Source organism: Streptomonospora arabica (assembly GCF_039531585.1).
Lineage (GTDB): Bacteria > Actinomycetota > Actinomycetes > Streptosporangiales > Streptosporangiaceae > Streptomonospora > Streptomonospora halophila.
The window spans coordinates 1-21569 of record NZ_BAAAQI010000032.1 but is presented as its reverse complement, the minus strand read 5'-3'; the positions used below and the strand labels follow the sequence as shown (position 1 = coordinate 21569).

The following is a 21569-nucleotide window of genomic DNA, read 5'->3' as shown; positions in this document are numbered from 1 at the left end:
GAAATGTCCGCCACGGCGGGCGCAGGAACCGTCCCACCACCAGCCCGAACCCGCCGCCGCTCTCGCCGGGCCCGCTATCACTCTCGCCGGGCGCCCCACCGGCAGGCACCGGAGCCGATACTCGCCGAGCCCAACCACCCACCGCCCTCGCCGCCCGGCCCACGCCTGATCGCCGAGCACCCGGAGCGGTGACCGCAGGCCGAACCGACCGCTGCCCTCGCCGCCCGCCGCACGCCCAACCACCGGGCACCCCAGCCGCTGACCGCCGACAGAACCACCCGCCGCTTTCGCCGCCCCGTTGCATGCGCAATCAGCACGCACCGGGAGCGCTGGTCGCGGGCCCAACCACCCGCCGCCCTCGCCGCCTCGTCGCGCACCCGACCGGCGAACACCCGGTCCGGTAGGCGCGGGCCCTACCACCCGCCGTCCTCGCTGCCCCGTCGCAGGCTCGACCGACCAGCATCCGAACCGGTGACCGCGGGCCAACCACGCACCGCCTTTGCTGCCGCGTCATACGCGCAACCGGCGGGCATCCGGTCCGGTGGGCGCGCGCTGAGCCGTCCGCCGTCTTCGCCGCGCCTGCCGGGTGCGCAACCGGCGAGCACCCGAATCGCTGACCGCCGACCGAACCACTTGCTGCCTTCGCTAACCGTCGCAGGTTCGACCGGCGGGCACCGGGAGCGGTGATCGCGGGCCCGACCATCCGTCGCCTCGTCGCCTCGTTTCGTGAGCTACCGCCGGGCACCCGAATCTATGGGCGCGGGCGGAACCGTCCGCTGCCTTTGCTGCCCCGTCGCACGCGCAACTGCCGGGGACCCGGTCCGGTGGGCGTGGGTTCAACTGTCCGCCGTATTCGCCGCCCCAGTTACGCGCCCAACCGGCCAGCACCCCAACCGCTGACCGCAGGCTGAGTCGTCCGCTGCTTTTGCTGCGTCATTGCAGGCTCGACCGGTGGCCACCCGGATCGCTGGGCGTGGGCCCAACCACCCACCGCCCTCGCCGCCTCGCCGGGTGCGCAGCCGGTGAGCACCCGAACCGCTAGCCGCCGACCGAACCGCCCGCTGCCTGTGCTGCTGTGTCCCACGGGTCAGCAGTGGGTGCCCCTACCGGTGGGCACAAACCTCTTATCTCGCCGTGTCCTGCTCTAACGCGAGAACTCCCGCTAGCATTCGGTCGTCGGCAGGGCGGCGGACCGGGCGGGTGAAGGGCGGCGGTGGAAGTGCGTTTCGACAGCGGGTTGGGTGCGGACGTGCACCTCGACGGCGACCGGCTTGAGATCCGGGAGCAGTCCGGCACGGTGTCTCGCCGCATTGCCGAGCTTGCCGGAGTGGCGATCAGCGGAGGGCGGCTTTCGCGCCAAGGCACGTTGGAGTTTCGCTTCGGCGGCGGCGAATCGGTGCGGGTGCCCTTCGCGCGCAACCAGCGGGCGCAGGCGGCGCAGCTACGCGGCCGGATCCGTCAGATGCTTCGCCCCGCCCCGTCGTCATCGGACCTCGCGGCCTATGGCGCGGAGCTTCAGCAGCGAGTCGACGAGATGCGGCGCCGAAACGCCGAAAGCATCGAACTGCGTCGGCGCACGCTCACGGAACAGCTTGCCCGCGGTGACATCGGCTCGGAAGCCCAGGACGAGTTTGAGCGCTTGGCCGCGCGCTCCAACGAGGACGTCGAACGGGAGTGCGAGCGGCTGATGCAGGAGTTCGAGGAGCTCGTACGCCGCGCCGAAAAGCGCGGCGCCGACGGCGCGTGAGTGAGGCCCTACCTCGGACGTCCGCCGACTCCAATGGGAGAGCGGGGGCGCCCCTGCGCCCGCACTCGCGCCTGCACCGGGGTCGCCGGTGGCTGAAGGTTGCCGCCCGCCAAGAGCCCCGCACTCTCCTACCCGCCGCCTCCCCCCGCCGAAGGACGGCGCGCTCGCATGATGGGTCTGGGGAAGCCGGACGCCCGACGCATGCGCTTGGCGGGCTGCGAATACGCTCGAATGCCGCCGCACAAGCCCGCGGCCACCGATGGCGCGCCGACCGATGGCCGGCGGCTCCGACGGAGCTGTTCCACTCCCCGAGATGCGCCGTCCTCCGGAGCCCTGGCCCCGCCGCTCAACCTCATCCGCTCGGATGCGCGACCTCCCCCGTCCGAACCGCTTCCGGAGCCCGGCTCACGGCAGCGTCAGACCCGAGATCAGGCTCGCGGCCAGCGGGACCACTCCGATGAGGACGAAGGCGGGCAGGAAGCACAGGCCGAGCGGGGCGGCACTGAGTACGCCGAGGCGCTGAGTGCGTGCGAGGGCGCGGACGCGAGCGGTGTCGCGGATCTCGGCGGCGTGGCGTTCGAGGATGGCGGCCACCGGTGCACCGCTCTCGCTCGCCCGTACCAGCGCGCGCCCGATCGCGGCGAACTCCTCGGTATCGGCCGCCGCGGCCCAGGCGGCCCGTGGATCGGCGCCGAGCCGAAGTTGGTCGGCGACCTCGCCGAGTGAGTGCCCCAGTGGCCCCCCGACTGCCGCTGCGACGGCGCCGAGCGCGTTCTCCAGGGCTACGCCGGAGCGAAGCCCCGCAACCAGCAGGTCGACGGCCACGGGAAGACCGGCCAGCATCCGGGCCCGGTCCGCGCGTGAGACGGTGTGCCGGTCCCCGCGTGCGAGGCGCCAGCGCAGGGCCGCCGCGATCGGCAGGCCGACCAGCACCGCCGCCAGCGGGCCCACGACGAACAGCAGCGTCGCCGCCGGCGCGCAGGGCACGCCCCAAAGCAGCATCAGGCGACGAGGGTCTCCATGGGCGCGTTCGGTGCGCTCCGGCTCGGCGGGGCGCAGCCGTCGCAGCCGTCGCAGTGCCCGGCTCCGCGCGGACTCGCCGCGAAGCAGCAGCACCGCGGCCGTGCCCAGTGCCACCACGGAGGTTTCGACCAGACCCATGGCGAGCTCACGCCATCCCGGTTTCGGTGAGCACGCGGCGAGCCATTCTGTGCGTCCAGAACAGACCAGCCGCATCAAGGAGCAGACCGACTACCAGGCACAGCAGACCGACAGGTGTGGTGAACAGGAATGCGAGAGGTGATCCGCCCAAGGCGGTCGCCATCCCGAGGCCCAGCACGGGAAGCACGCTGAGCATCACGGCGGTGGCGCGTGGACCCGCGAGTTGGGCGCCGACCTCGCGTCGCAGCGCCTCGTCCGCCGTCAGCGACTCCGACAGCCGGTCGACGACGTCCGCCAACCCAGCACCCGTGTTCGTCGCCACCCGCCAGCAGGCGGCGAGCTGACCGAGTCCGCCCGAGCCGCGCGCTTTGGCGAGGGCGAGCAGCTCGGGCACCGGGTCCTGCCCGCTCCGGGTAGCCGCGGTAAGCGGAGCAAGCTCGCGCTCGGACTCGGCATCGAGTTCGCCGACCGCCGCGATCACTGCCGTTCCCGGATCGCGTCCCGCACGCAACTCGGCGGCCAAAACCCGGCACAGTTCGACGGCGGCTCCACGCCGTCTGCTCTGCACGCGCCCTGCGGCGAACCGGAGCCGCTCGCGCAGGCGGCTCGCCGGCTGGACCGCGCGCGTTCGGTGCCGGGCTCTGCCGCCGAGTCGGCCACCGAAGGCCTTTAGGGCACGCAACCGGACTACCTCGGTGGCGGGCATCAGTCCGACCGCGACCAGGCCCGCGGCGCCCAACCCCAAAAGCCAGTCCGCCCGCTCGGCCAGCCACTGGGTGGCGGCTGGCACGGGGTCGGAGAGAAGCGCGGCGAGGAGGTGCACCTGCGTCGGTGTGGACAGGGCGACGGATGTATATGTCGACATGCGGACTCCAATCAAGGGTCGCTTGGTGGGCCCGGACCGCTGGTTCGGAAGTGAGTGGCCGGAAGGCAGACATTTCCTCAGTGTGTGGGGGTGCGGGGGTGCGGGGTGAACGGCGGTGGCCGCCCGCCGCCTGTTCTACGGAGAGGCACGCTGAGAGCCCTCGATCTTTTCGGCGCCCGTGACGCTCTCGGCTTCTTCGGCTGGAGGGCCCTGCCAGGTGTCGCCGTTGCGGGCGAGGAGGTCGCGCAGTGCCGCGTGCTCGGTGAGCGTGCCGTCGCGGGCGAAGGAGACCGCCGGGTGCGCCCGCACGGTTCCGGCGGGTTCTCGGCGGAGAACGCACACGTCGGCGACGCGCCGGGTGCCGTCCGGCCCTCGTGCCACATGGACGACCAGCGCGCGCGTGGCGGCAAGTTGGCTGTGGACGGCCTCCCTGCTGAGCCCTGCGGCGCAGGCGAGTGCCTCGATCCGGGCCGGGACGTCGACCGCCGCGTTGGCGTGCAGCGTGCCGCATCCTCCTTCGTGGCCGGTGTTCAAGGCGTTCAGTAGGACGACTGCCTCGGGGCCCCGGACCTCCCCGACGACGAGGCGGTCGGGGCGCATGCGCAGGGCCTGGCGCACCAGGTCGTGCAGGCCGACTTCGCCGGTCCCCTCGATGTTGGGCGGGCGGGCCTGCAACCGCACCACGTGGGGGTGGTCGGGGCGGAGTTCGGCGGAGTCCTCGACCAGCAGCACCCGCTCCGCCGGGTCCGCCAGGGACAACAGTGCCGAGAGGAGGGTGGTCTTCCCTGTACCGGTGCCGCCCGAGATGAGGAACGCCGAGCGTGAGGTGACCAGGCTGCGCAGCAGCCGCGCACCAGCGGAGGGAACCGTGCCGGAGGAGACCAGTTCCGCGAGCGTGAACACGGAGCGGCGCGGCAGCCGCAGCGACAGGCAGACCCCCTCGGGGGACACCGGCGGCAGCACCGCGTGCAGCCGACCGCCGCTTGGCATCCGGGCGTCGACCCACGGCGCGGCGGTGTCGAGGCGGCGACCGGCCTGGGCCGCGAGGCGTTGGGCGAGGCGCCGCAGGGAGGCGTCGTCGGGGAACTGGATGCCGGGTGCGGGCCGCAGGCCGGAGCCGTCGTCGATCCACACCTCCGCGGGGCCGTTGACCAGGATGTCGGTGATCCGCGGGTCGCTGAGCAGGGGGTCGAGCGGGCCCGCACCCGCGATGTCGGCCCGCAGCAGCCGGACGAGAGCCAGCACTTCGGCGTCTCCGAGAACGGATCCCTCGGCACGCACGGCCGCCGCAACGCGGGCGGGAGCGGGGTCTCCGCCTTCGCGCGCCAGCCGTGTGCGCACGGCCGCGAGCAGCCCGGGATCGGCGCCGGCCGGGGACGGCTCGGCCGTCCGCGCGTTCGCGGCGTACCCGGTGTCCATGGGGCGGTCCTTTCGTTCGGGGCGACGAGGGTGCGCGAAGGGGCGGCCCGCATGGCCGACGACCGCCCGGCCCCTCTGGGCGCCCGGATCGGCCGGTCTCGTCTGATCCGCATATTTCGCCGTTTCTGTGATCTTCGGTGCGTCCCCAATTCGGATGGAGACAATGAAGGATCAAAACGTCTGATCCGTACGTTTCCTATGCGAATGCACGGCCATTCGGGGATTCACCCGTTCGGTGGCCCACGGATCGGCTCGTACCTCGGTGCGTCGTGGTTGGTCCGGCGCCGGTCGGTCGGGCCGGGCGCCTCGGGTTCGCGGACGCGGACCGCCGCCGGTTCTTCGGGCCATCCCCGCCCCCGCCCGGCTCAAGGCGCCGGGCCGCGACGGCAGGCGGCGGCCGCGCTCGCTGTGCGGGCGTCGCCTGCGGGTGCGAGGCCGTTGCCTGGGCGTGCGGCTGCGGGGGCAGGACGCTCGCGAGCAGCCGGTCCGCGCAGCCGGCCAGGGGCGAGCCGCGGGTGCCGGCGGGCAGCGTGCCGTTGCGGAGCTTGCGCGAAAGGCCGCGCTCGGCCCGGAAGCGTCCGGCGACGGGAAGGCCGAGGGTGCGGGCGACGTCGGCCGCGGTCACCGCCGAGGAGCCCTCGCGCACGACCAGCCGCACGTCGCCCGCGGTCCGCCGCAGGCGCGGCACCGTCCGGGCGGCCGAGAACACCGCGGGCACCTCGGTCGGCGCCACCAGGAGCACGACGGAGGCGCGGCGCAGCGCCTCGTCGGCCGCCGGATCGGGCGCCCGCGGCAGGTCCGCGACAACGAGGTCCGCGCCGCGGACGGCGCAGTCGAGGACGGCGCGCATGGCGGCGGGCGGAACCGGGGCGGCGGGCCCCTGCTCCCAGGTGACGAGGGCGGCGCCGCGCACGTCCGGCAGCCGGGAGCGCAGCGCCGACCAGTTCAGCCGCCCCTGGCGCGCCACGAGGTCGCCCCAGCGGTCGCCGGGCGCTTCCTCCCGCCCGAGGAGGGCGTCGAGGCCGCTGCCCAGCGGGTCGGCGTCGACGAGTGCGCTCTGCAGTCCCGCGCGCCGCGCCGACAGGGCCAGCGCGAGCGCGAACAGGCTGGCTCCCGCGCCGCCGCGGCCGCCGACGACCGCGACTACGGGCGCACGCCCGGCGCCGGCGTGCGCGGAGTCGGTGAGCAGGCCCGCCAGCCGCGATTCGTCGGCGGGCAGGGAGAGGACCGCCCCGGCGCCGACGCGCAGCGCGGCCTCCCACGCCGCGGAACCGCGCGCGGAGTCGCCGAGTCCGGCGACGAGGACGTGCCGCCGCGGTTCGGGCTCCAGCCGGGCGAGCGCGGGCAGGAGGTCGGCGCCGACCACGACGAGCGGGGCGCGGTCCCATTCGGGCGCCACCTGGGCGGCGTGGTGGGCGACGGTCGCCTCGACCCCGGCCGCGGCCGCCAGGCGGAGGAGGTCGTCGAGCAGGCGCGGGTCCTCGGTGACGAGGAGGGGGCGGGCAGGGGCGGACGGGTCCATGGGGCCTCCCGGTGCGGACTACGCTCACCCCACGCTCGCCGGACGGGATGTCCCGGCGAAAGTCCGATTCCCAGCCTGTGGACAAAGCGCCGTCTGCGCCGCGGTCCCCGCCGGAGGGCGGCGGACGGGAAGGGGCGGCCCGGAGGTGGTACACGCACCACCCCTGTTCGGCGTCCGCGCGCCAGTGCACCGGCGGACGTCGGACCGCGAGCATTGCCGGTATGCGAACGATCCTGCGCCGCCTCGCCGCCGACACCCGCTACACGCTCCTGTGCCTGCCCCTGTCCATCGTCGGCTTCGTCCTGGTGGTGACGGGCCTGGCGCTCGGCGCCGGCCTGCTGCCCATCGTGGCGGGCCTGCCCGTCGCCGCCCTCACCCTGCGCGCCGCCCGCGGCATCGCGATCGTCGACCGTGCATGGCTCACCAACGTGCTGGCCTCTCCGCCGGTGCCGCCGGGGTACCGGTCCCCACCCGCGGGGGCCGGGGCGTGGAGCCGGCTGGTCGACCCGCTGCGCTGTGCACAGAGCTGGTTCGACGCGCTGGGTGCCGTCCTGCGGCTGCCGGTGGCCGTGGCCGGGTTCGCCGTCACGGTCACCTGGTGGTCGCTGGCGCTGGGCGGCCTGCTCTACCCGGTCTACGGCCCTGTGACCACGCGTATCCCGGGCAACACCACGCTCGCTGAGCTGATCGGGCTGGGCGCGGGCTACGGGCCGGCCCTCGCCCTTTATTTCGGCATCGGCGCCGCGGCCGCGCTGACACTGCCTGCGGTGGTGCGCGGCGCCGCCCTGCTGGTGGCGGGGGTGGGACAGGGCCCCGTGGCCGTCGGCGCGCTCCCCGCCTCCTACGGGACCGGCGCGGTCGACGGCCGCCGAGGGCCGACAGCGGAGGGTGCCGGTGTCGGGGCCCCTGCGAGGGCGGTGTCGACCACCGTCCTGGGCTGAGGTCGCGGGTGCGCCGCCCGGACCCGGGCCGGTCCGATGCACCCCGGACCGGCCCGGACCGGACATGACGACGGCCCCCGCCGGGGGGATAGCGGGGGCCGTCTGACGGGTCCGGCTCTGGGGGGGAGAGCCGGGACCGTTCCCGGATAAGTCTCGGTCGCCGGGTGGTGCGCCCGGCGATGTATGGGGCGGCTCAGGGCCGCGCCATCGCCATATCGTCACATAAGCGGGGAAATTGCACCAGAGTCGAACACGGGCATTCGGGTGCGCGCTGAGGGAGGGCGAGGGGGTGCGGCACCTCGGTAATAGGTATAGCACGGGACGCTACCACGGCGAATTGGCGGTCGGCCGATCTTTGACCTTCCGGGGTCTTTTCAGCGGCCGGCCGTCGGCGTACAAAGGAAGGACAAGGTGGATTGGTGATCCACCGAACACGGGAGCCGGGTACCCACGCGTCACCAAGCCGCGGGAGGCTCGTCCAGGTCAGGGAGAAATCCCTGGTCGGACTATGATCAAGCACGCATGATAGCCCGGTCTTTCGTGCTCACGGCGGTGCCCTGACTCCGGCCCACCTGCCGGGCGGGGTACCGCCCTCTTTTTCGCACAGGCCTCAAAGAAGGTCCCGAATCGGGCAAATCGTCGTCTGATTGTCAGGTGAAAGTCGGGTGGCGCACCGGCTCGGCCGAGGGGTGCATGGCGCGGGACGGGCCCGAAGCCCGACCGCGCGGAGCCGCTTCGGCGCCCGCGGAGGCCGCCGGCGGGCCCGCGCGAAGGGAACCGGCGGGCAAGAGTAACCCGATCGAGATATGCGGAGCCCCGCACCGACGGCGATCCGGTGGCCCGGTTGCGCGCACGGCGCGGCGGATCAGCCCCGCTGGAGTGCCTCGCACGTGGCGAGCGAGTCGCGGGCGCCGGCGGCCACGGCGCGGCAGCAGAACACGACCCAAGCGCCGACACCCTCCGGGGTGCCGCTCAGGTAGCCGCGCAGCGCAGGCCCGTACTCCTCGCGCAGCTCCAGGTAGCCGAGCTCGGTCGGCACCAGCGACTTGGGATCGAGCCCGCGCCCGATAAGCGTCAGCCGCTCCGCGGCGCGCGCGACCACCCCGTCACCCCAGCCGAAGGGGCGCAGGGCGGCCAGCTCGCCGTGCACGACCGCGCCGACGACCAGCGCCGGAACCGCAGCTCGCGCGGCCAGCAGGGTGTCCAGGGCGTCGAGCCGCGCCGCGACCTCGCCGGCCCCGGGCGCCGGACCGAGCCCGAGCGGGTCTCCTGCCGGTTCGCCGTCGGCGCGGGGGCGGCCCAGGGCGTCCGCGGCCGCCCCGTCCGCCGCCGCGAGCGCATGCAGGCGGGCGAGGACCTGGCGGGGCGCCTTGGGCCAGGTCTCGGCGAGCAGCCCGAGCTCACCGGAGACGCGCAGCGCACCCTTGACGTGCGGGTCGTCGCTGCGCCCGGCGCGGACCTGCTCCACGTCGGCGTCGGCGCCGTCGAGCACCGCCGAGGCGCGGGCGCCGCGCAGGGCCGACTCCATGGACACGTCGCTGCTGCGCCTGCGCAGGATGCGGTGCCCCAGCAGGCGGTCGACGACGGCGCGGGCCTCGTCGACGGCGGCGCCGACACCCGGGAGGTCGGCCACCGGCTGCAGGGGCTCATCGGGAACTGAACTCACGTCCTCACCCTACTCACCGGTAGGCCGTGGCCGCGTCCGCCCATGGGCCGGGAAGGACCGCCCGTCCCCAGGGGAGACCGTCCGTCCACAGGCCCGGGAGCGGCCCCTTGTATGTTGCGGCCACCACTTGATGAAGTGGGTTCCACCACACGATATGTTCTGTGGACCGGATTAAGTAAGGAGACTTTACAGTGGCTGAGACTCCCCAGGGGCAGGGTCAGGAAACACTGTCCAACCTTCTTCAGGAGTCCCGGAGCTTCCCGCCCCCCGCGGATCTCGCCGCAGACGCGAACGTGCAGGCCGACGCCTACGACGCCGCCTCCGCCGATCGGCTGCGGTTCTGGGAGGACCAGGCCCGCAGGCTGCAATGGGAGCAGCCGTGGAGCAACGTCCTGGACTGGAATCCCCCGTTCGCCGAATGGTTCACGGGCGGCAAGCTCAACGCCGCGGTGAACTGCGTGGACCGGCACGTCGACGCGGGGCGCGGTGAGCGCGTCGCCTTCCACTGGGAGGGCGAACCGGGCGACACCCGCACCATCACCTACGCCGACCTCAAGGACATGGTCTGCCAGGCGGCCAACGCCCTGACCGAGCTCGGGGTCGGCAAGGGCGACCGGGTCGCCATCTACATGCCGATGATCCCGGAGACCGTGGTCGCGATGCTGGCCTGCGCCCGCATCGGCGCCGTCCACATGGTCGTCTTCGGCGGATTCTCCGTCGACGCCCTGGGCACCCGCCTGGACGACAGCGAGGCCAAGCTCGTCGTGACCTCCGACGGCGGCTACCGCCGGGGCAAGCCCAGCTCGCTCAAGCCGGCCGTCGACGAGGCCGTGCGCGACCGCCCCGCCGTCGAGAACGTGCTCGTTGTCCGCCGCACCGGCCAGGACGTCGAGTGGAACGAGGGCCGCGACGTCTGGTGGCACGACATCGTCGACCGCCAGCCCACCGAGCACGCGGCCGAGGCGCACGACTCCGAGCACCCGCTGTACATCATGTACACCAGCGGCACCACGGCCAAGCCCAAGGGCATCCTGCACACCACCGGCGGCTACCTCACGCAGGTCTCCTACACCCATTGGGCGGTCTTCGACCTCAAGCCCGAGACCGACGTCTTCTGGACCGCCGCCGACATCGGCTGGGTCACCGGGCACTCCTACATCGTCTACGGTCCCCTCTCCAACGGGGCGACCTCGGTCATGTACGAGGGCACGCCCGACACACCGCACAAGGGCCGCTTCTGGGAGATCGTGCAGAAGTACGGCGTCACGATCGCCTACATGGCGCCCACCGCCATCCGCACGTTCATGAAGTGGGGCGAGGAGTACCCCGCGCAGTTCGACCTCTCCAGCCTGCGGGTGCTCGGCTCGGTCGGCGAGCCCATCAACCCCGAGGCATACATGTGGTACCGGACCCACATCGGCGGCGGCCGCACGCCGATCGTCGACACCTGGTGGCAGACCGAGACCGGCGCCATCATGGTCACCCCGATGCCCGGCATCACCCACGGCAAGCCCGGTGCCGCCATGCAGCCCATCCCGGGCGTGGACGCCGACGTCGTCGACGAGTCGGGCGAGTCGGTGCCCAGGGGGCAAGGCGGATTCATCGTCATCCGCGAGCCCTGGCCCTCGATGCTGCGCGGCATCTGGGGCGACCCCGAGCGCTACAAGAAGACCTACTGGTCGCGCTTCGACGGGCTGTACTTCCCGGGTGACGGGGCCAAGCGCGACGAGGACGGCGACCTGTGGCTGCTGGGCCGCGTGGACGACGTCATGCTCGTTTCGGGGCACAACATCTCCACGACCGAGGTCGAGTCCGCGCTGGTCGCCCACGCCAATGTCGCCGAGGCCGCCGTCACCGGCGCCAGCGACCCGGTCACCGGCCAGGCGATCGTGGCCTTCGTCATCCTCCGCAGCGAGGCCGGCGAGGGCGGTGCGGGCCTGGTCAAGGAGCTGCGCGAGCATGTCGCCGCGCACCTGGGACCCATCGCCAAGCCGCGCCAGATCCTGGTGGTGCCCGAGCTGCCCAAGACCCGCTCCGGCAAGATCATGCGCCGCCTGCTCAAGGACGTGGCCGAGAACCGCGAGCTCGGCGACGTCTCGACGCTCACCGACGCGCAGTCCATCCAGACGCTCCAGGAGGCGTTCCAGGAGAGCGGCAAGAGCGACGAGTGACCGACGACTACCCGCCGCCTCGGTGGGCAGTGTCCGGGCACGGTGTCGGCGGCCGCATCGAGCGGCCCGCCGGTCCCGGGGACGGACGGGTTCGCGGCCCCACCAGGGCGGCGGATCCGTCCGTCCCCGGCCGCCGCATGCGTAGCGGGGCGCCCCCGCTTCCGCGCGCCACTCCGCCCGCGCCCGCGGGCCCGGGCGGAGTGCCGCGCGGGATGCGAGCGGCGTGTGGGAACGCGTGCGACACCGGATGTGCGAGGATGCTGACGATGTCTGCCGAGTGAAGGGAGCAGTCTCCATGCCCGAGACGCGGTCGGGTGGCCAGGAGCCTGAAGAGTTCGACGCCGCCGAACACTCCCTCGGCGAGCTCGTATCCGAGGCGCGCGGGAGCATGACCCGGCTCGTGCGCCTGGAGGTCCAGCTCGCGAAGCTGGAGCTGGCCCGCGACGTCCAGAAGATCGGCATGGGCGCCGGTCTGGCCGTGGTGGCCGCCGTGCTGGCGCACATGTTCCTCATCCTGGTCGCGATCACCGCCGGGCTCGGCATCATGGCGGCGGGGCTGGCGCCGTGGCTCTCCTTCCTCATCGTCACCGTCGTCTTCCTGCTCATCTCGGGGCTCCTCCTCTTCCTCGGCCTGCGCCAGTTCCGCAAGCGCCAGGGCTTCCCGCTCACCGGCGCGGCCGTCGCGAGCACGCTTTCGGTGCTCCGCCGCGACAACCGCGCCTCCAACGGCTGATCCGCCGCGGCACCGGTGTGCGGTGACTGACGAGTCCGCAGTCCTGATCGACGGTCCGTGGACCCACCGGACCGTGAGCGCGGCCGGGACCAGGTTCCACATCGCCGAGGCCGGCGAGGGGCCTCTGGTCCTCCTCCTGCACGGCTTCCCGCAGTTCTGGTGGTCCTGGCACGGCCAGCTGACCGCCCTGGCCGACGCCGGCTACCGCGCCGTCGCCGTCGACCTGCGCGGCCACGGCGCCAGCGACAAGCCGCCGCGCGGTTACGACCTGATCACCCTCGCCTCCGACGCGGCCGGGCTGATCCGCGCGCTCGGCGAGGCCGACGCGGCCGTCGTCGGACACTCCACCGGAGGCATGCTCGGCTGGACGATGGCCGTCTACTTCCCCAAGACGGTGCGCCGCCTGGCGGTGCTGTCGATGCCGCACCCGCGGCGGCTGGCCGCGGGCATGCTCACCCGCGGGCAGGGATGGGCGGGCCGGCACGTGGTCGGCTTCCAGGCGCCGGTCGTGCCCGAGCGCCGCCTCACGGCCGACGGCGCCCAGCAGGTCGCCGACATGCTCCACGCCTGGTCGCGGCCGGGATGGCCCGATCAGGAGACCGAGCGCCACTGCCGCGACGCCTTTCTCATCCCCGGTGTGGCGCACAGCTCCCTGGAGTACCACCGCTGGCTCTTCCGCTCCCAGGTGCGCCCGGACGGGCGCCGCTACATGCGCCGGATGCGGCGACCGGTCACCGTGCCGACCCTGCACATGCACGGTGCGCTCGACCCCGTGATGCTGCCCGAGACCGCCCGCGGCTCCAGCCGCTACGTCGAGGCGCCCTACCGCTGGCGCATGATCGAGGGCGCCGGGCACTTCCCGCACCAGGAGCGGCCCGACCTCTTCGACCCCGCGCTGATCGGGTGGCTGGGCGACCCCGAGCCCGACAGCTGAACCGCACCGCGCGCATGCCGGTTCGCCCGGCCGGACAGGCGGCTTCCGGACCCGGCCTCCGCTTTGGCCGCATGTCCGGGTGCACAATGGGCACAGGCACACATCGGGCACAGCGCAGTCGGCACGGAGATCAGGAGCGGCGAGGATGAGTGACTCCGCAGGCACCAAGCGCGACCGCAACCCGGACGGCAAGGCGCAGAACCAGCGGCCGCGCGACCGCTTCGGGCGCCCCCTGCCGCACGGCGCCGAGGGTGTGCCGCGCATCCCCGACGACGCCGAGTTCACCCCCGACGAAGGCCTGACCAAGGCGCAGCGCCTGCTCGACGAGGGGTACGCCTTCCATGCGCACGAGGTGCTGGAGGCGGTCTGGAAGGCTGCGGACGAGTCCGACCGGGAGCTGTGGCGGGGCCTCGCCCAGATCGCGGTCGGCCTGACCCACGCCCAGCGCGGCAACCGCGTCGGCGCGGCCCGGCTGCTGCGCCGCGGTGCCGAGCGGGTGCTTCCCTACGGCCCCGATGCTCCCGATGGCGTCGACGCCGTCGGGTCCGCCGCCTTCGCGAGGTCCGTCGCCGACCGGTTGGACGCCCTCGACCACATGGAGGGCGAGGACCGCGTCGACACCCCGGAGAACCCCAGCGACCCCGGCTCCGACGCAGGATCGGTGGGCCCGGCCGGACCGGCCGGGCCCGGCGGGCGGGAGACCGCGCAGAGCAGCGACGACCCGACGAGCCCCGTCGGCCCCGACATCGCCGGCGCGGCCGTGGACATCGACACCAGCGCCCTGCGGCTGCGCCGCGGCGAGAGCACGCACTAGGTGCGATGTCCCGGCACGTTGGTAAGGGTCCACCAGCGCTCCGGGGCCAGGCGGCAGCCGACACGCCTGCGGCAGCGGTTGAACAAGAAGAGGGCCTTCTGATCCCGGTGCGGATTGCGACATCTACGCCGATACTCAGCAGGCCCTCGTGTGCTACCGCAACGCCCCGCTGACCCCCGCCGGCAGACTCCGCCTGGCCCGGTGCGTCGAAGAGGACGCCTACGGCCGCCGCCAAGCGGCCGAACGCTTCGGCGTATCACCCGAAACCGCTGATAAAACGGGTCAAGCGCCACCGCGAGGCCGGCCAGGCCGCCATGGGCCACCGCACCAGCCGCCCGGCCACCAGCCCCGACCGCACCCCCGCCGCCGAAGCCGCGATCGTGCGGCTGCGCCGCACCCGCCGACCACCGCCCCGCGGGCGGCCTGCGACCGGGCCACCGGGGCCCCGGTGCGCCGCTGCGAGCGCGAGCACCCCGGGGACCTGGTCCGCATCGACGTCAGGAAACTCGGCCGCATCCCCGACGGCCGCGGGTTCGGCGCTCGCTTGGGTCAGCCGGGCAGCGCCGCTGAGACCACCCGGCGGATCGCGTCGAGGTCGACGTCCTCGGCCAGGGCCGCCTCGTCGGGGTCGCGCCTGTTCGGTTCCTCGGCGCCGAGCAGCGTGCGCATCAGCCGCGGCAGCACGGTACGGGCGAGCAGGTCCTCGGCCAGTGCCGCGCCGTCCCGGTGGTCCATCGCGTACCGCTCGGCGAGATAGGCGCTCAGCCGCTCGTAAGTGGTGGCGAACATGGCGTCGAAGTAGGCCTTGCCGCTGGCGGGCAGCCGCTCTGCCTCGGCGATGCTCAGCCGGCAGGTCCGCGCCTGGGGCTCCCACACCGTCAGCTGCTGGAAGCGCCCGCAGAACAGCGCCACCGCCTCGGCGGGGTCGCCGGCGTAGGCGCCGGGGGTGCCCAACTTGCCCAGGTACAGCTCGCGGACGAGGTCCAGGACCGCGAGGAACAGCTTGTCCTTGCTCTCGAAGTGCGCGTAGAGCGACCGCTTCGACGTCCGGGCGCGCACCGCGACGGTGTCCATCGACGCCCGCTCGTAACCGGTCTCCAGGAACACCTCCTTGGCCGTGAACAGGATGTGGCGGCGCAGCTGCTCCCCCCGCTTCTGCGGTTCGCCTTCTCGCCTCATCGGCTTGCGTCTCCAAAAGTAAACGGTACGGTAGAGTTGACTTTATTCGCGAGTCCCGCTCTGGAAGGGCTGCATGATCGTCATCACCGCTCCCACAGGCAATATCGGCCACCAGGTCCTCGAAAACGTCCTCGCCGACGACCGGCCGGTCCGTGTCATTGTCCGCGACCCGGCCAAGCTTCCCGCCGACGTGCGCGACCGGGCAGAGGTCGTCCAAGGCTCGCACGGCGACCCGGACGTCGCCGCGCGCGCCTTCCAGGGTGCCGACGCCCTCTTCTGGCTGCTGCCGAACAACCTCGGCGCGCCCAGCGTCGAGGCCTCCTACCTCGACTTCACCCGCCCCGCCGCCGCGGCCATGCGCGAGCAGGGTGTCCGGCGCGTCGTAGGCGTCAGCGCCCTGGGCCGCGGCACCGCCTACGCGGACAAGGCCGGGTTCGTGACCGCGTCGCTGGCCATGGACGACATGATCGCCGACACCGGCGTGGACTTCCGCGCCCTGGCCATGCCCGGCTTCATGGACAACCTGCTGCGGCAGGTCCGGGGGATCAAGGAGCAGGGCGCGTTCTACGACACCCTTGCCCCGGACCGCAGGCTGCCCACCGTCGCCACCCGCGAAATCGCCGCCGTGGCCGCCCGCCTGCTGCTCGACGACACGTGGAGCGGCCAGCAGGAGGTTCCGGTGCTCGGTCCCGAGGACCTGTCCAACGACGAGATGGCCGCCATCGCCTCCGAGGTGCTCGAAACGCCCGTGCGGTACCGGCAGATCACCGGTGAGGCGCTCGTGGAGCGGCTCGCCGACCGCGGCGCCTCCGGCCCCATGGCCCACGGCATGGTGGACATGATGGCCGCCAAGGACAACGGCCTGGACCTCGGGGTCACCCGGACACCGCAGCACGCGGTCGAGACCCCGACCACGTTCCGCCGGTGGTGCGAATACGCCCTCAAGCCCGCCGTGCGGGCCGCCTGAGGTCGCGGACCGGCATCACCGCCGCCGAACGCCCGGGCGACGCGCCCGACGCGCTGCCCGCGGCGATCGCGGACGCGGACGCCGGCGCCGGGTCCGCGGGGGCGGCCGATGCGACCCGCCCGGCCGCCGCCCCCCGCGAACCTTCCGGCGTGCGCTGCGACACATCACGGCCGAACCGGTGGCGGCGGGCTTTGCGATGCGGTTTGCTGAACGCATCGGGGTTTCCGCCGCCTTCGCGCGGCGCCGAGCGCTCCGCGGACTCCGTCCGCCGCTCGCCCCCGCCCCGCCCCGCACCACTGCGCGCCGCCAGGGCCGATGCCCGAACCGCGCGCTCCGCGCCTCATTCCTCCCTTTATGCGCGGTTTATCCTTTTCCTTTATTTTAATCCCCATTTTCCCGAAATGTGGAAATCGTGGGTATTCTCCGAGAACATCCGCGTTCTCAGGTCACCGTGTGATCACATATCGCTCCCGCGCAGCCGAACTTCGTGACCCGCACTCACGTTTCGCCATACCGGTGCGTAGAATCCCCGGACACCGTTCACGCCGAATGCGGCGCCAACGGTGTACGGAACCGTGTTGGTGGCACCCGCAGGACCCTGCCGGGCGTGTCGTCGAGCCTGTACACAGGTCTGGGAGGCGACCGCACGACCCCGCGGGGGCCAAAACGTGCCCGTCTCTAGGAGGACGGATTGTCTGGGCTCACCCAAGCCGCCGATGGCGGCCCGGCCCTGGCCTTGGACGGCATGAATTTCACACTGGTCGTCGTGGTGCTGGCGGTCGCGCTCCTCGCGCTCGCCGTCGCCGGCTGGCTGGTACGTGAAGTTCTCGCCGCGGGTCAGGGCACCGAGCGGATGCAGAACATCGCGCGTGCCGTCCAGGAAGGTGCGGCGGCTTATCTCAAACGCCAGTTCCGCACCCTGGTCGTATTCGTCATCGTCATCCCACTCCTGCTGCTGTTGCTGCCGGCGGACGACATGGCGGTGCGGATCGGGCGATCGGTGTTCTTCGCCCTCGGCGCCGGTTTCTCCGCCCTGACCGGCTTCATCGGGATGTGGCTGGCGGTGCGCGGGAACGTCCGCGTCGCAGCGGCCGCCCGCGAAGGCGGTGAAAGCGGGGAGCACTCGGCGATGCGGATCGCCTTCCGCACCGGCGGGGTCGCGGGCATGTTCACCGTCGGCCTGGGGCTGCTCGGAGCGTCCGTCGTCGTTCTCCTGTACCGCGGCGACGCCCCCAACGTGCTGGAGGGCTTCGGCTTCGGCGCCGCGCTGCTCGCGATGTTCATGCGTGTCGGCGGCGGGATCTTCACCAAGGCCGCCGACGTCGGGGCCGACCTGGTCGGCAAGGTCGAGCAGGGAATCCCGGAGGACGACCCCCGCAACGCCGCGACCATCGCGGACAACGTGGGCGACAACGTCGGCGACTGCGCCGGTATGGCCGCCGACCTGTTCGAGTCCTACGCCGTGGTGCTGGTGGCCTCGCTCATCCTCGGCCGCGTCGCGTTCGGCGTCGAAGGCCTGGTCTTCCCGCTGCTGGTGCCCATGATCGGCGTCATCACCGCCATCATCGGCATCTTTATCGTGGCGCCGCGCTCCCGCGACAAGACCGCGATGTCGGCCATCAACCGCGGCTTCTTCATCTCCGCGATCATCTCCGCCGTGCTGGTGACCGTCACGGCCTTCACCTACCTGCCCGCCAGCTTCGCCGGCCTCACCAGCGCGGGCGAGGAGATCCAGGGCCTGCAGGGCGACCCGCGCCTGGTGGCTGTGGGCGCCGTGCTCGTCGGCCTGGTGCTGGCCGCCGCGATCCAGCTGCTGACGGGGTACTTCACCGAGACGAACCGGCGTCCCGTCAAGGACATCGGCGAGAGCTCGGAGACCGGCGCGGCCACGGTGATCCTCTCCGGCGTCTCCGTGGGGCTGGAGTCCGCCGTGTACTCCGCGGTTCTGATCGCCGGCGCCGTCTACGCCGCGTTCGTCATCGGCAGCGCCTCGGTGACGCTGAGCCTGTTCGCGGTCGCTCTGGCCGGCACCGGCCTGCTGACCACCGTCGGCGTCATCGTCGCGATGGACACCTTCGGCCCGGTGGCCGACAACGCCCAGGGCATCGCGGAGATGTCCGGCGACGTCGAAGGCAAGGGCGCCGACGTGCTCACCAGCCTCGACGCCGTGGGCAACACCACCAAGGCCATCACCAAGGGCATCGCCATCGCGACCGCGGTCCTGGCCGCCACCGCCCTGTTCGGCGCGTTCCGCACCGCGGTCGAGGAGGCGCTGAGCGCGGCCGGGCAGGACGCGAGCACGTTCAGCCTCTCCATCGACGAGCCCAACGTGCTGGTCGGCGTCATCCTCGGCGCATCGGTCGTGTTCCTGTTCTCCGGCCTGGCGATCATGGCCGTGGGCCGCGCCGCCGGCCGGGTCGTCGTCGAGGTGCGCAACCAGTTCCGCACCCGGCCGGGCATCATGGACGGCACCGAGAAGCCCGAGTACGCGCGTGTCGTGGACATCTGCACCCGCGACTCGCTGCGTGAGCTGATCACGCCCGGCATGCTGGCGGTGCTCACCCCCATCGCGGTCGGCTTCGCCCTCGGCTACGCCCCGCTGGGCGCCTTCCTCGGCGGCGCCATCGCGGCGGGTGCGCTCATGGCGGTCTTCCTCGCTAACTCCGGCGGCGCCTGGGACAACGCCAAGAAGCTCGTCGAGGACGGCCACCACGGCGGCAAGGGCTCGGTGGCCCACGAGGCGACGGTCATCGGCGACACGGTCGGCGACCCCTTCAAGGACACCGCCGGCCCCGCCATCAACCCGCTGCTCAAGGTGATGAACCTGGTCGCGCTGATCATCGCGCCGAGCGTCGTGATGTTCGCCGACAACTTCTTCCTGCGGACAGGCGTCACGGTGGTCGCGCTCGCTGCGATCGTGGGTGCGATCGTGTGGTCCAAGCGCCGAAGCGGCGACGTCGCCGCCGCCAGCGTCCCCGTGGAGGAGGGCGACAGCGGGCCCGCGGTCGGCTCCGGCGAGGAGGGCGACAGCGGGCGCGCGGTCGCTTCCGGCGAGGAGCCGGACCCGGCGGCCGACAGCGCCGCCGGCAGTGAGGAGAGCGACCGCCGGGAAGAGGCGCGCGCCGCCGACGGCGGCCGCGAGGAGTAGTCGCTCCGGCGTCCCCCAGGGGGCGCGGGAGCCCGGTTCGACATCGCCGGGCTCCCGCGCCCCCTGTGTTCGTCCAAGTCGCCGCAGTGCGGACGGCGGGTGCCCGTGTCGGCGCGGAGGCGGCGACGGGCGGTCGCCGACACCCTCTAGGCTGAGCGGCGAAGGACCGCGCTGGAGGGGATCACCCGTTGTCAGGAATGAAAGGGCTGGCCGTCGTGGTGGGTGCCATGCTCGGTTTCATGGCGCTGATCGCGACCGTGGCCACGGTGCTGTCACCATGACCAGAAGACTGATCGTGCTTCGGCACGCCCAGGCGGAGCCGCTGATCGACGGCTCCGACCACGAGCGCCCTCTGACCGCCGAGGGCCGTGAACAGGCGAGGGCCGCGGGCGCCCACCTGGCGTCGGGCGCGCTGTTCCCCGACCGTGTGATCTGCTCGACCGCGTTTCGCACACGCCAGACTGTGGAGCTCGTCGCCGAGTCGCTCCCGGACTCGCCCCCCGTCGACTTCGAGCGCGACCTCTACGGCGCCGACGTGCCCGCTGCCATGGAGCTGATTTCCCGTACCGCCCCCGAGGTGGGCACGCTGCTGGTGGTGGGGCACAACCCCACCATGGCGCAACTGGTCGGGGCGTTCATGCCGGACGAGCCGCTGGACTCCTTCCCCACCGCGGGCCTTGCGGTGATCGACCTGGAGGTCGAGTGGCTCTACGCCGCCCCCGGCACCGGCGCGGCACGGCTGCTGACCTGAGGGCGGGCCCCGGACACCGCGGACGTCCTCGGCGCCGGCGGAGTGCAGGAGGCGGGGGCGGGAGGAGGTCTTCCGCCCCCGGGCGCCGCGCGGCGACGGGACGGCGCCGCCTCCTCAGCCGGTGGCGGTGAGTTCCAGCAGGCCGGTGGCGACGTCGGTGAGGGTGTCGCCGCGGGCGTCGGGGGCCGCGAACACGTCCCCGTACTCCGCTTCGAGCCGGCTGCACCACCCCGCGAGGCAGCCCGCCCGCTTGGCGCCGTGGCAGTCCCAGGCGTGCACGGCGACCAGGGCGAGGTGTTCGGGCGGGGTCTCCAACGCGGCGGCCGCGGCGCGGTAGACGCCGGGAGCCGGCTTCCACACGCCGGCCTCCTCGGCGGTGACGACCGTGTCGACGAAGCGGTCCAGGCCGGAGGACTCCAGGAAGCCGGTGGTGGCCGCCCTGCTGCCCTGCGTCAGGCACCCCACACGCACACCTGCTTCGTGCAGGCGGCGCATGGCCGGTTCGGCGTCGGGGTGGGCGGGAAGGCGGCCGAAGCCGTGCAGCACGTAGGTGATGCCGTCCTCGGACGCGGTGTTGCCGGATGCCGTGCGCAGCGCCTGGCGGGCGACCTCGGGGAACGGGCGCAGCTCTCCGCTGAGCCCCAGTGCCATGCAGTCGCGCTGAGCGCGCAGGAACCACGGCCGCAGCAGCTCGGCCGGCTGGCCGATATCCACGAAGCGCTCGGCGAGCGGCTCCAGGTCGATCAGGGTCTCCATGACGTCGAACGCGACGGCGTAGGGGTGGTAGGGGTGGACGGCCATGGTGTTCTCCCTCGGTTGCCTGGACGCCGGCACGCATGGTGAGCAGGGCCACAACAGCGGTGCCGACGGACGGACGGCCGCCCCGCCGCCTGCGGCGGTGCCGGTGCCGTCGGCGGCGTCGCCCCTGGGCAGCGGACGGTGCGGCGGATCGCGGGCGAGGAGTGCGGTCGGGTGTCAGGAGTCATCTCGCCGTACCGGGAGGCGGCCAAACATCGCCGGCGGCGGTCCCCCGGGGGTCGAGCGCCGACTCGAGTTGGCGCTCGGCGGCAAGACGGCTATAGTCGGTCGAGCCGCTGCAGAGGGGCGCTTTCGAGCGCCGGTTTGCAGTGCGGCAGCGTTTCCAACGGCCGACGGTCGTCGTTCGACGAGCAGGGCCGCATCCACACGATTTGCCCACTGGGTTCCGTATGACAGGATTAGTCCTGTCCTCGCGGGCGGTGCGGTAATTCCGCGGGTGTTATCGGATTTCCAGATGAATCCACTCGGTTTGGTGGGTTGCACGGATTCTGATAATGTGGAGACACAACAGAACGCGGATGCGAAATCGCGGCCGCCGGGACACGTTTTCCGGAGGGTGCGGTGGGAAATCCGCCGGGAGATTCCGTCTCTTGGGAAGAGCCTGGGCGGGCCCGCAGGGTTGCGGGGCCGGGGCTTGTACCGGATGAGCGGTCGCTTCTTGAGAACTCAACAGCGCGTGTTTATTCTTTGTGCCATAGTTTGTTTTGGCCCCGAGGAGCCACCCCGCCGTCG

The 21569-nt window shown here is 72.7% G+C and carries 16 protein-coding genes and 1 pseudogene; 10 read left to right on the top strand and 7 right to left on the bottom strand.

Features of this window, described 5'->3' with window-relative positions:
- Nucleotides 1-1213: 1213 nt before the first annotated feature.
- Nucleotides 1214-1747 (top strand): hypothetical protein, encoded by a 534-nt coding sequence (locus ABD284_RS25550; RefSeq protein WP_344149006.1) that lies wholly within the window; start codon nucleotides 1214-1216, stop codon nucleotides 1745-1747.
- 405 nt (nucleotides 1748-2152) lie between these two features.
- On the opposite strand, the gene ABD284_RS25545 is transcribed toward ABD284_RS25550, so the two are convergent.
- The 4 genes from ABD284_RS25545 to ssd all read right to left on the bottom strand — a co-directional run bounded on the left by ABD284_RS25545 (nucleotide 2153) and on the right by ssd (nucleotide 6714).
- The gene (locus ABD284_RS25545) at nucleotides 2153-2908 is read right to left on the bottom strand and encodes a type II secretion system F family protein (protein ID WP_344149003.1); all 756 of its coding nucleotides are present in this window, start codon (nucleotides 2906-2908) and stop codon (nucleotides 2153-2155) included.
- Between the two features lie 7 nt (nucleotides 2909-2915).
- Complete coding sequence (locus ABD284_RS25540) at nucleotides 2916-3773, bottom strand: type II secretion system F family protein (RefSeq protein ID WP_344149000.1); 858 nt, start codon at nucleotides 3771-3773, stop codon at nucleotides 2916-2918.
- 135 nt (nucleotides 3774-3908) lie between these two features.
- Complete coding sequence (locus ABD284_RS25535; protein WP_344148997.1) at nucleotides 3909-5192, bottom strand: TadA family conjugal transfer-associated ATPase; 1284 nt, start codon at nucleotides 5190-5192, stop codon at nucleotides 3909-3911.
- A gap of 196 nt (nucleotides 5193-5388) precedes the next feature.
- Complete coding sequence (gene ssd, locus ABD284_RS25530; RefSeq protein WP_344148994.1) at nucleotides 5389-6714, bottom strand: septum site-determining protein Ssd; 1326 nt, start codon at nucleotides 6712-6714, stop codon at nucleotides 5389-5391.
- Between the two features lie 221 nt (nucleotides 6715-6935).
- On the opposite strand from ssd, the gene ABD284_RS25525 reads away from it, so the two are divergent.
- On the top strand, nucleotides 6936-7655 hold the full coding sequence (locus tag ABD284_RS25525) for a sensor domain-containing protein (protein ID WP_344148991.1): 720 nt from the start codon (nucleotides 6936-6938) through the stop codon (nucleotides 7653-7655).
- Between the two features lie 865 nt (nucleotides 7656-8520).
- Here ABD284_RS25525 and ABD284_RS25520 read toward each other — a convergent pair.
- A complete protein-coding gene (locus ABD284_RS25520) occupies nucleotides 8521-9321 on the bottom strand; it encodes a Fic family protein (RefSeq protein WP_344148988.1) in 801 nt (266 codons plus the stop codon).
- A 191-nt stretch (nucleotides 9322-9512) separates the two neighbouring features.
- Between ABD284_RS25520 and acs the strand changes: the two genes are divergently transcribed.
- The 5 genes and pseudogenes from acs to ABD284_RS25495 all read left to right on the top strand — a co-directional run.
- A complete protein-coding gene (gene acs / locus ABD284_RS25515) occupies nucleotides 9513-11492 on the top strand; it encodes an acetate--CoA ligase (protein ID WP_344148985.1) in 1980 nt (659 codons plus the stop codon).
- Between the two features lie 295 nt (nucleotides 11493-11787).
- Nucleotides 11788-12225 carry a phage holin family protein gene (locus ABD284_RS25510; protein WP_344148982.1) on the top strand — a complete coding sequence of 146 codons (438 nt, stop codon included), beginning with the start codon at nucleotides 11788-11790 and terminating at the stop codon, nucleotides 12223-12225.
- A 22-nt stretch (nucleotides 12226-12247) separates the two neighbouring features.
- On the top strand, nucleotides 12248-13159 hold the full coding sequence (locus ABD284_RS25505) for an alpha/beta fold hydrolase (protein WP_344148979.1): 912 nt from the start codon (nucleotides 12248-12250) through the stop codon (nucleotides 13157-13159).
- A gap of 145 nt (nucleotides 13160-13304) precedes the next feature.
- Nucleotides 13305-13973, top strand: a complete 669-nt coding sequence (locus tag ABD284_RS25500; RefSeq protein WP_344148976.1) for a DUF309 domain-containing protein — start codon at nucleotides 13305-13307, stop codon at nucleotides 13971-13973.
- A gap of 148 nt (nucleotides 13974-14121) precedes the next feature.
- Nucleotides 14122-14505: pseudogene (locus tag ABD284_RS25495) on the top strand (leucine zipper domain-containing protein); the annotation flags it as partial.
- A 17-nt stretch (nucleotides 14506-14522) separates the two neighbouring features.
- On the opposite strand, the gene ABD284_RS25490 reads toward ABD284_RS25495, so the two are convergent.
- Entirely contained in the window at nucleotides 14523-15152 is a 630-nt protein-coding gene (locus tag ABD284_RS25490) for a TetR/AcrR family transcriptional regulator (protein WP_344148973.1), read from the bottom strand.
- Between the two features lie 73 nt (nucleotides 15153-15225).
- On the opposite strand from ABD284_RS25490, the gene ABD284_RS25485 reads away from it, so the two are divergent.
- From ABD284_RS25485 to ABD284_RS25475, 3 genes are all read left to right on the top strand, one after another.
- The gene (locus ABD284_RS25485; protein WP_344148970.1) at nucleotides 15226-16119 is read left to right on the top strand and encodes an NAD(P)H-binding protein; all 894 of its coding nucleotides are present in this window, start codon (nucleotides 15226-15228) and stop codon (nucleotides 16117-16119) included.
- Nucleotides 16120-16864: 745 nt separating this feature from the next.
- Nucleotides 16865-19267: a sodium-translocating pyrophosphatase gene (locus tag ABD284_RS25480; RefSeq protein ID WP_386699454.1), complete on the top strand. Its 2403-nt coding sequence runs from the start codon at nucleotides 16865-16867 to the stop codon at nucleotides 19265-19267.
- Nucleotides 19268-19544: 277 nt separating this feature from the next.
- Nucleotides 19545-20018, top strand: a complete 474-nt coding sequence (locus ABD284_RS25475; RefSeq protein ID WP_344148964.1) for a SixA phosphatase family protein — start codon at nucleotides 19545-19547, stop codon at nucleotides 20016-20018.
- A 114-nt stretch (nucleotides 20019-20132) separates the two neighbouring features.
- Here the strand turns inward: ABD284_RS25475 and ABD284_RS25470 are convergent, their stop codons facing one another.
- Nucleotides 20133-20819, bottom strand: a complete 687-nt coding sequence (locus ABD284_RS25470) for a haloacid dehalogenase type II (RefSeq protein WP_344148961.1) — start codon at nucleotides 20817-20819, stop codon at nucleotides 20133-20135.
- Nucleotides 20820-21569 lie beyond the last annotated feature (750 nt).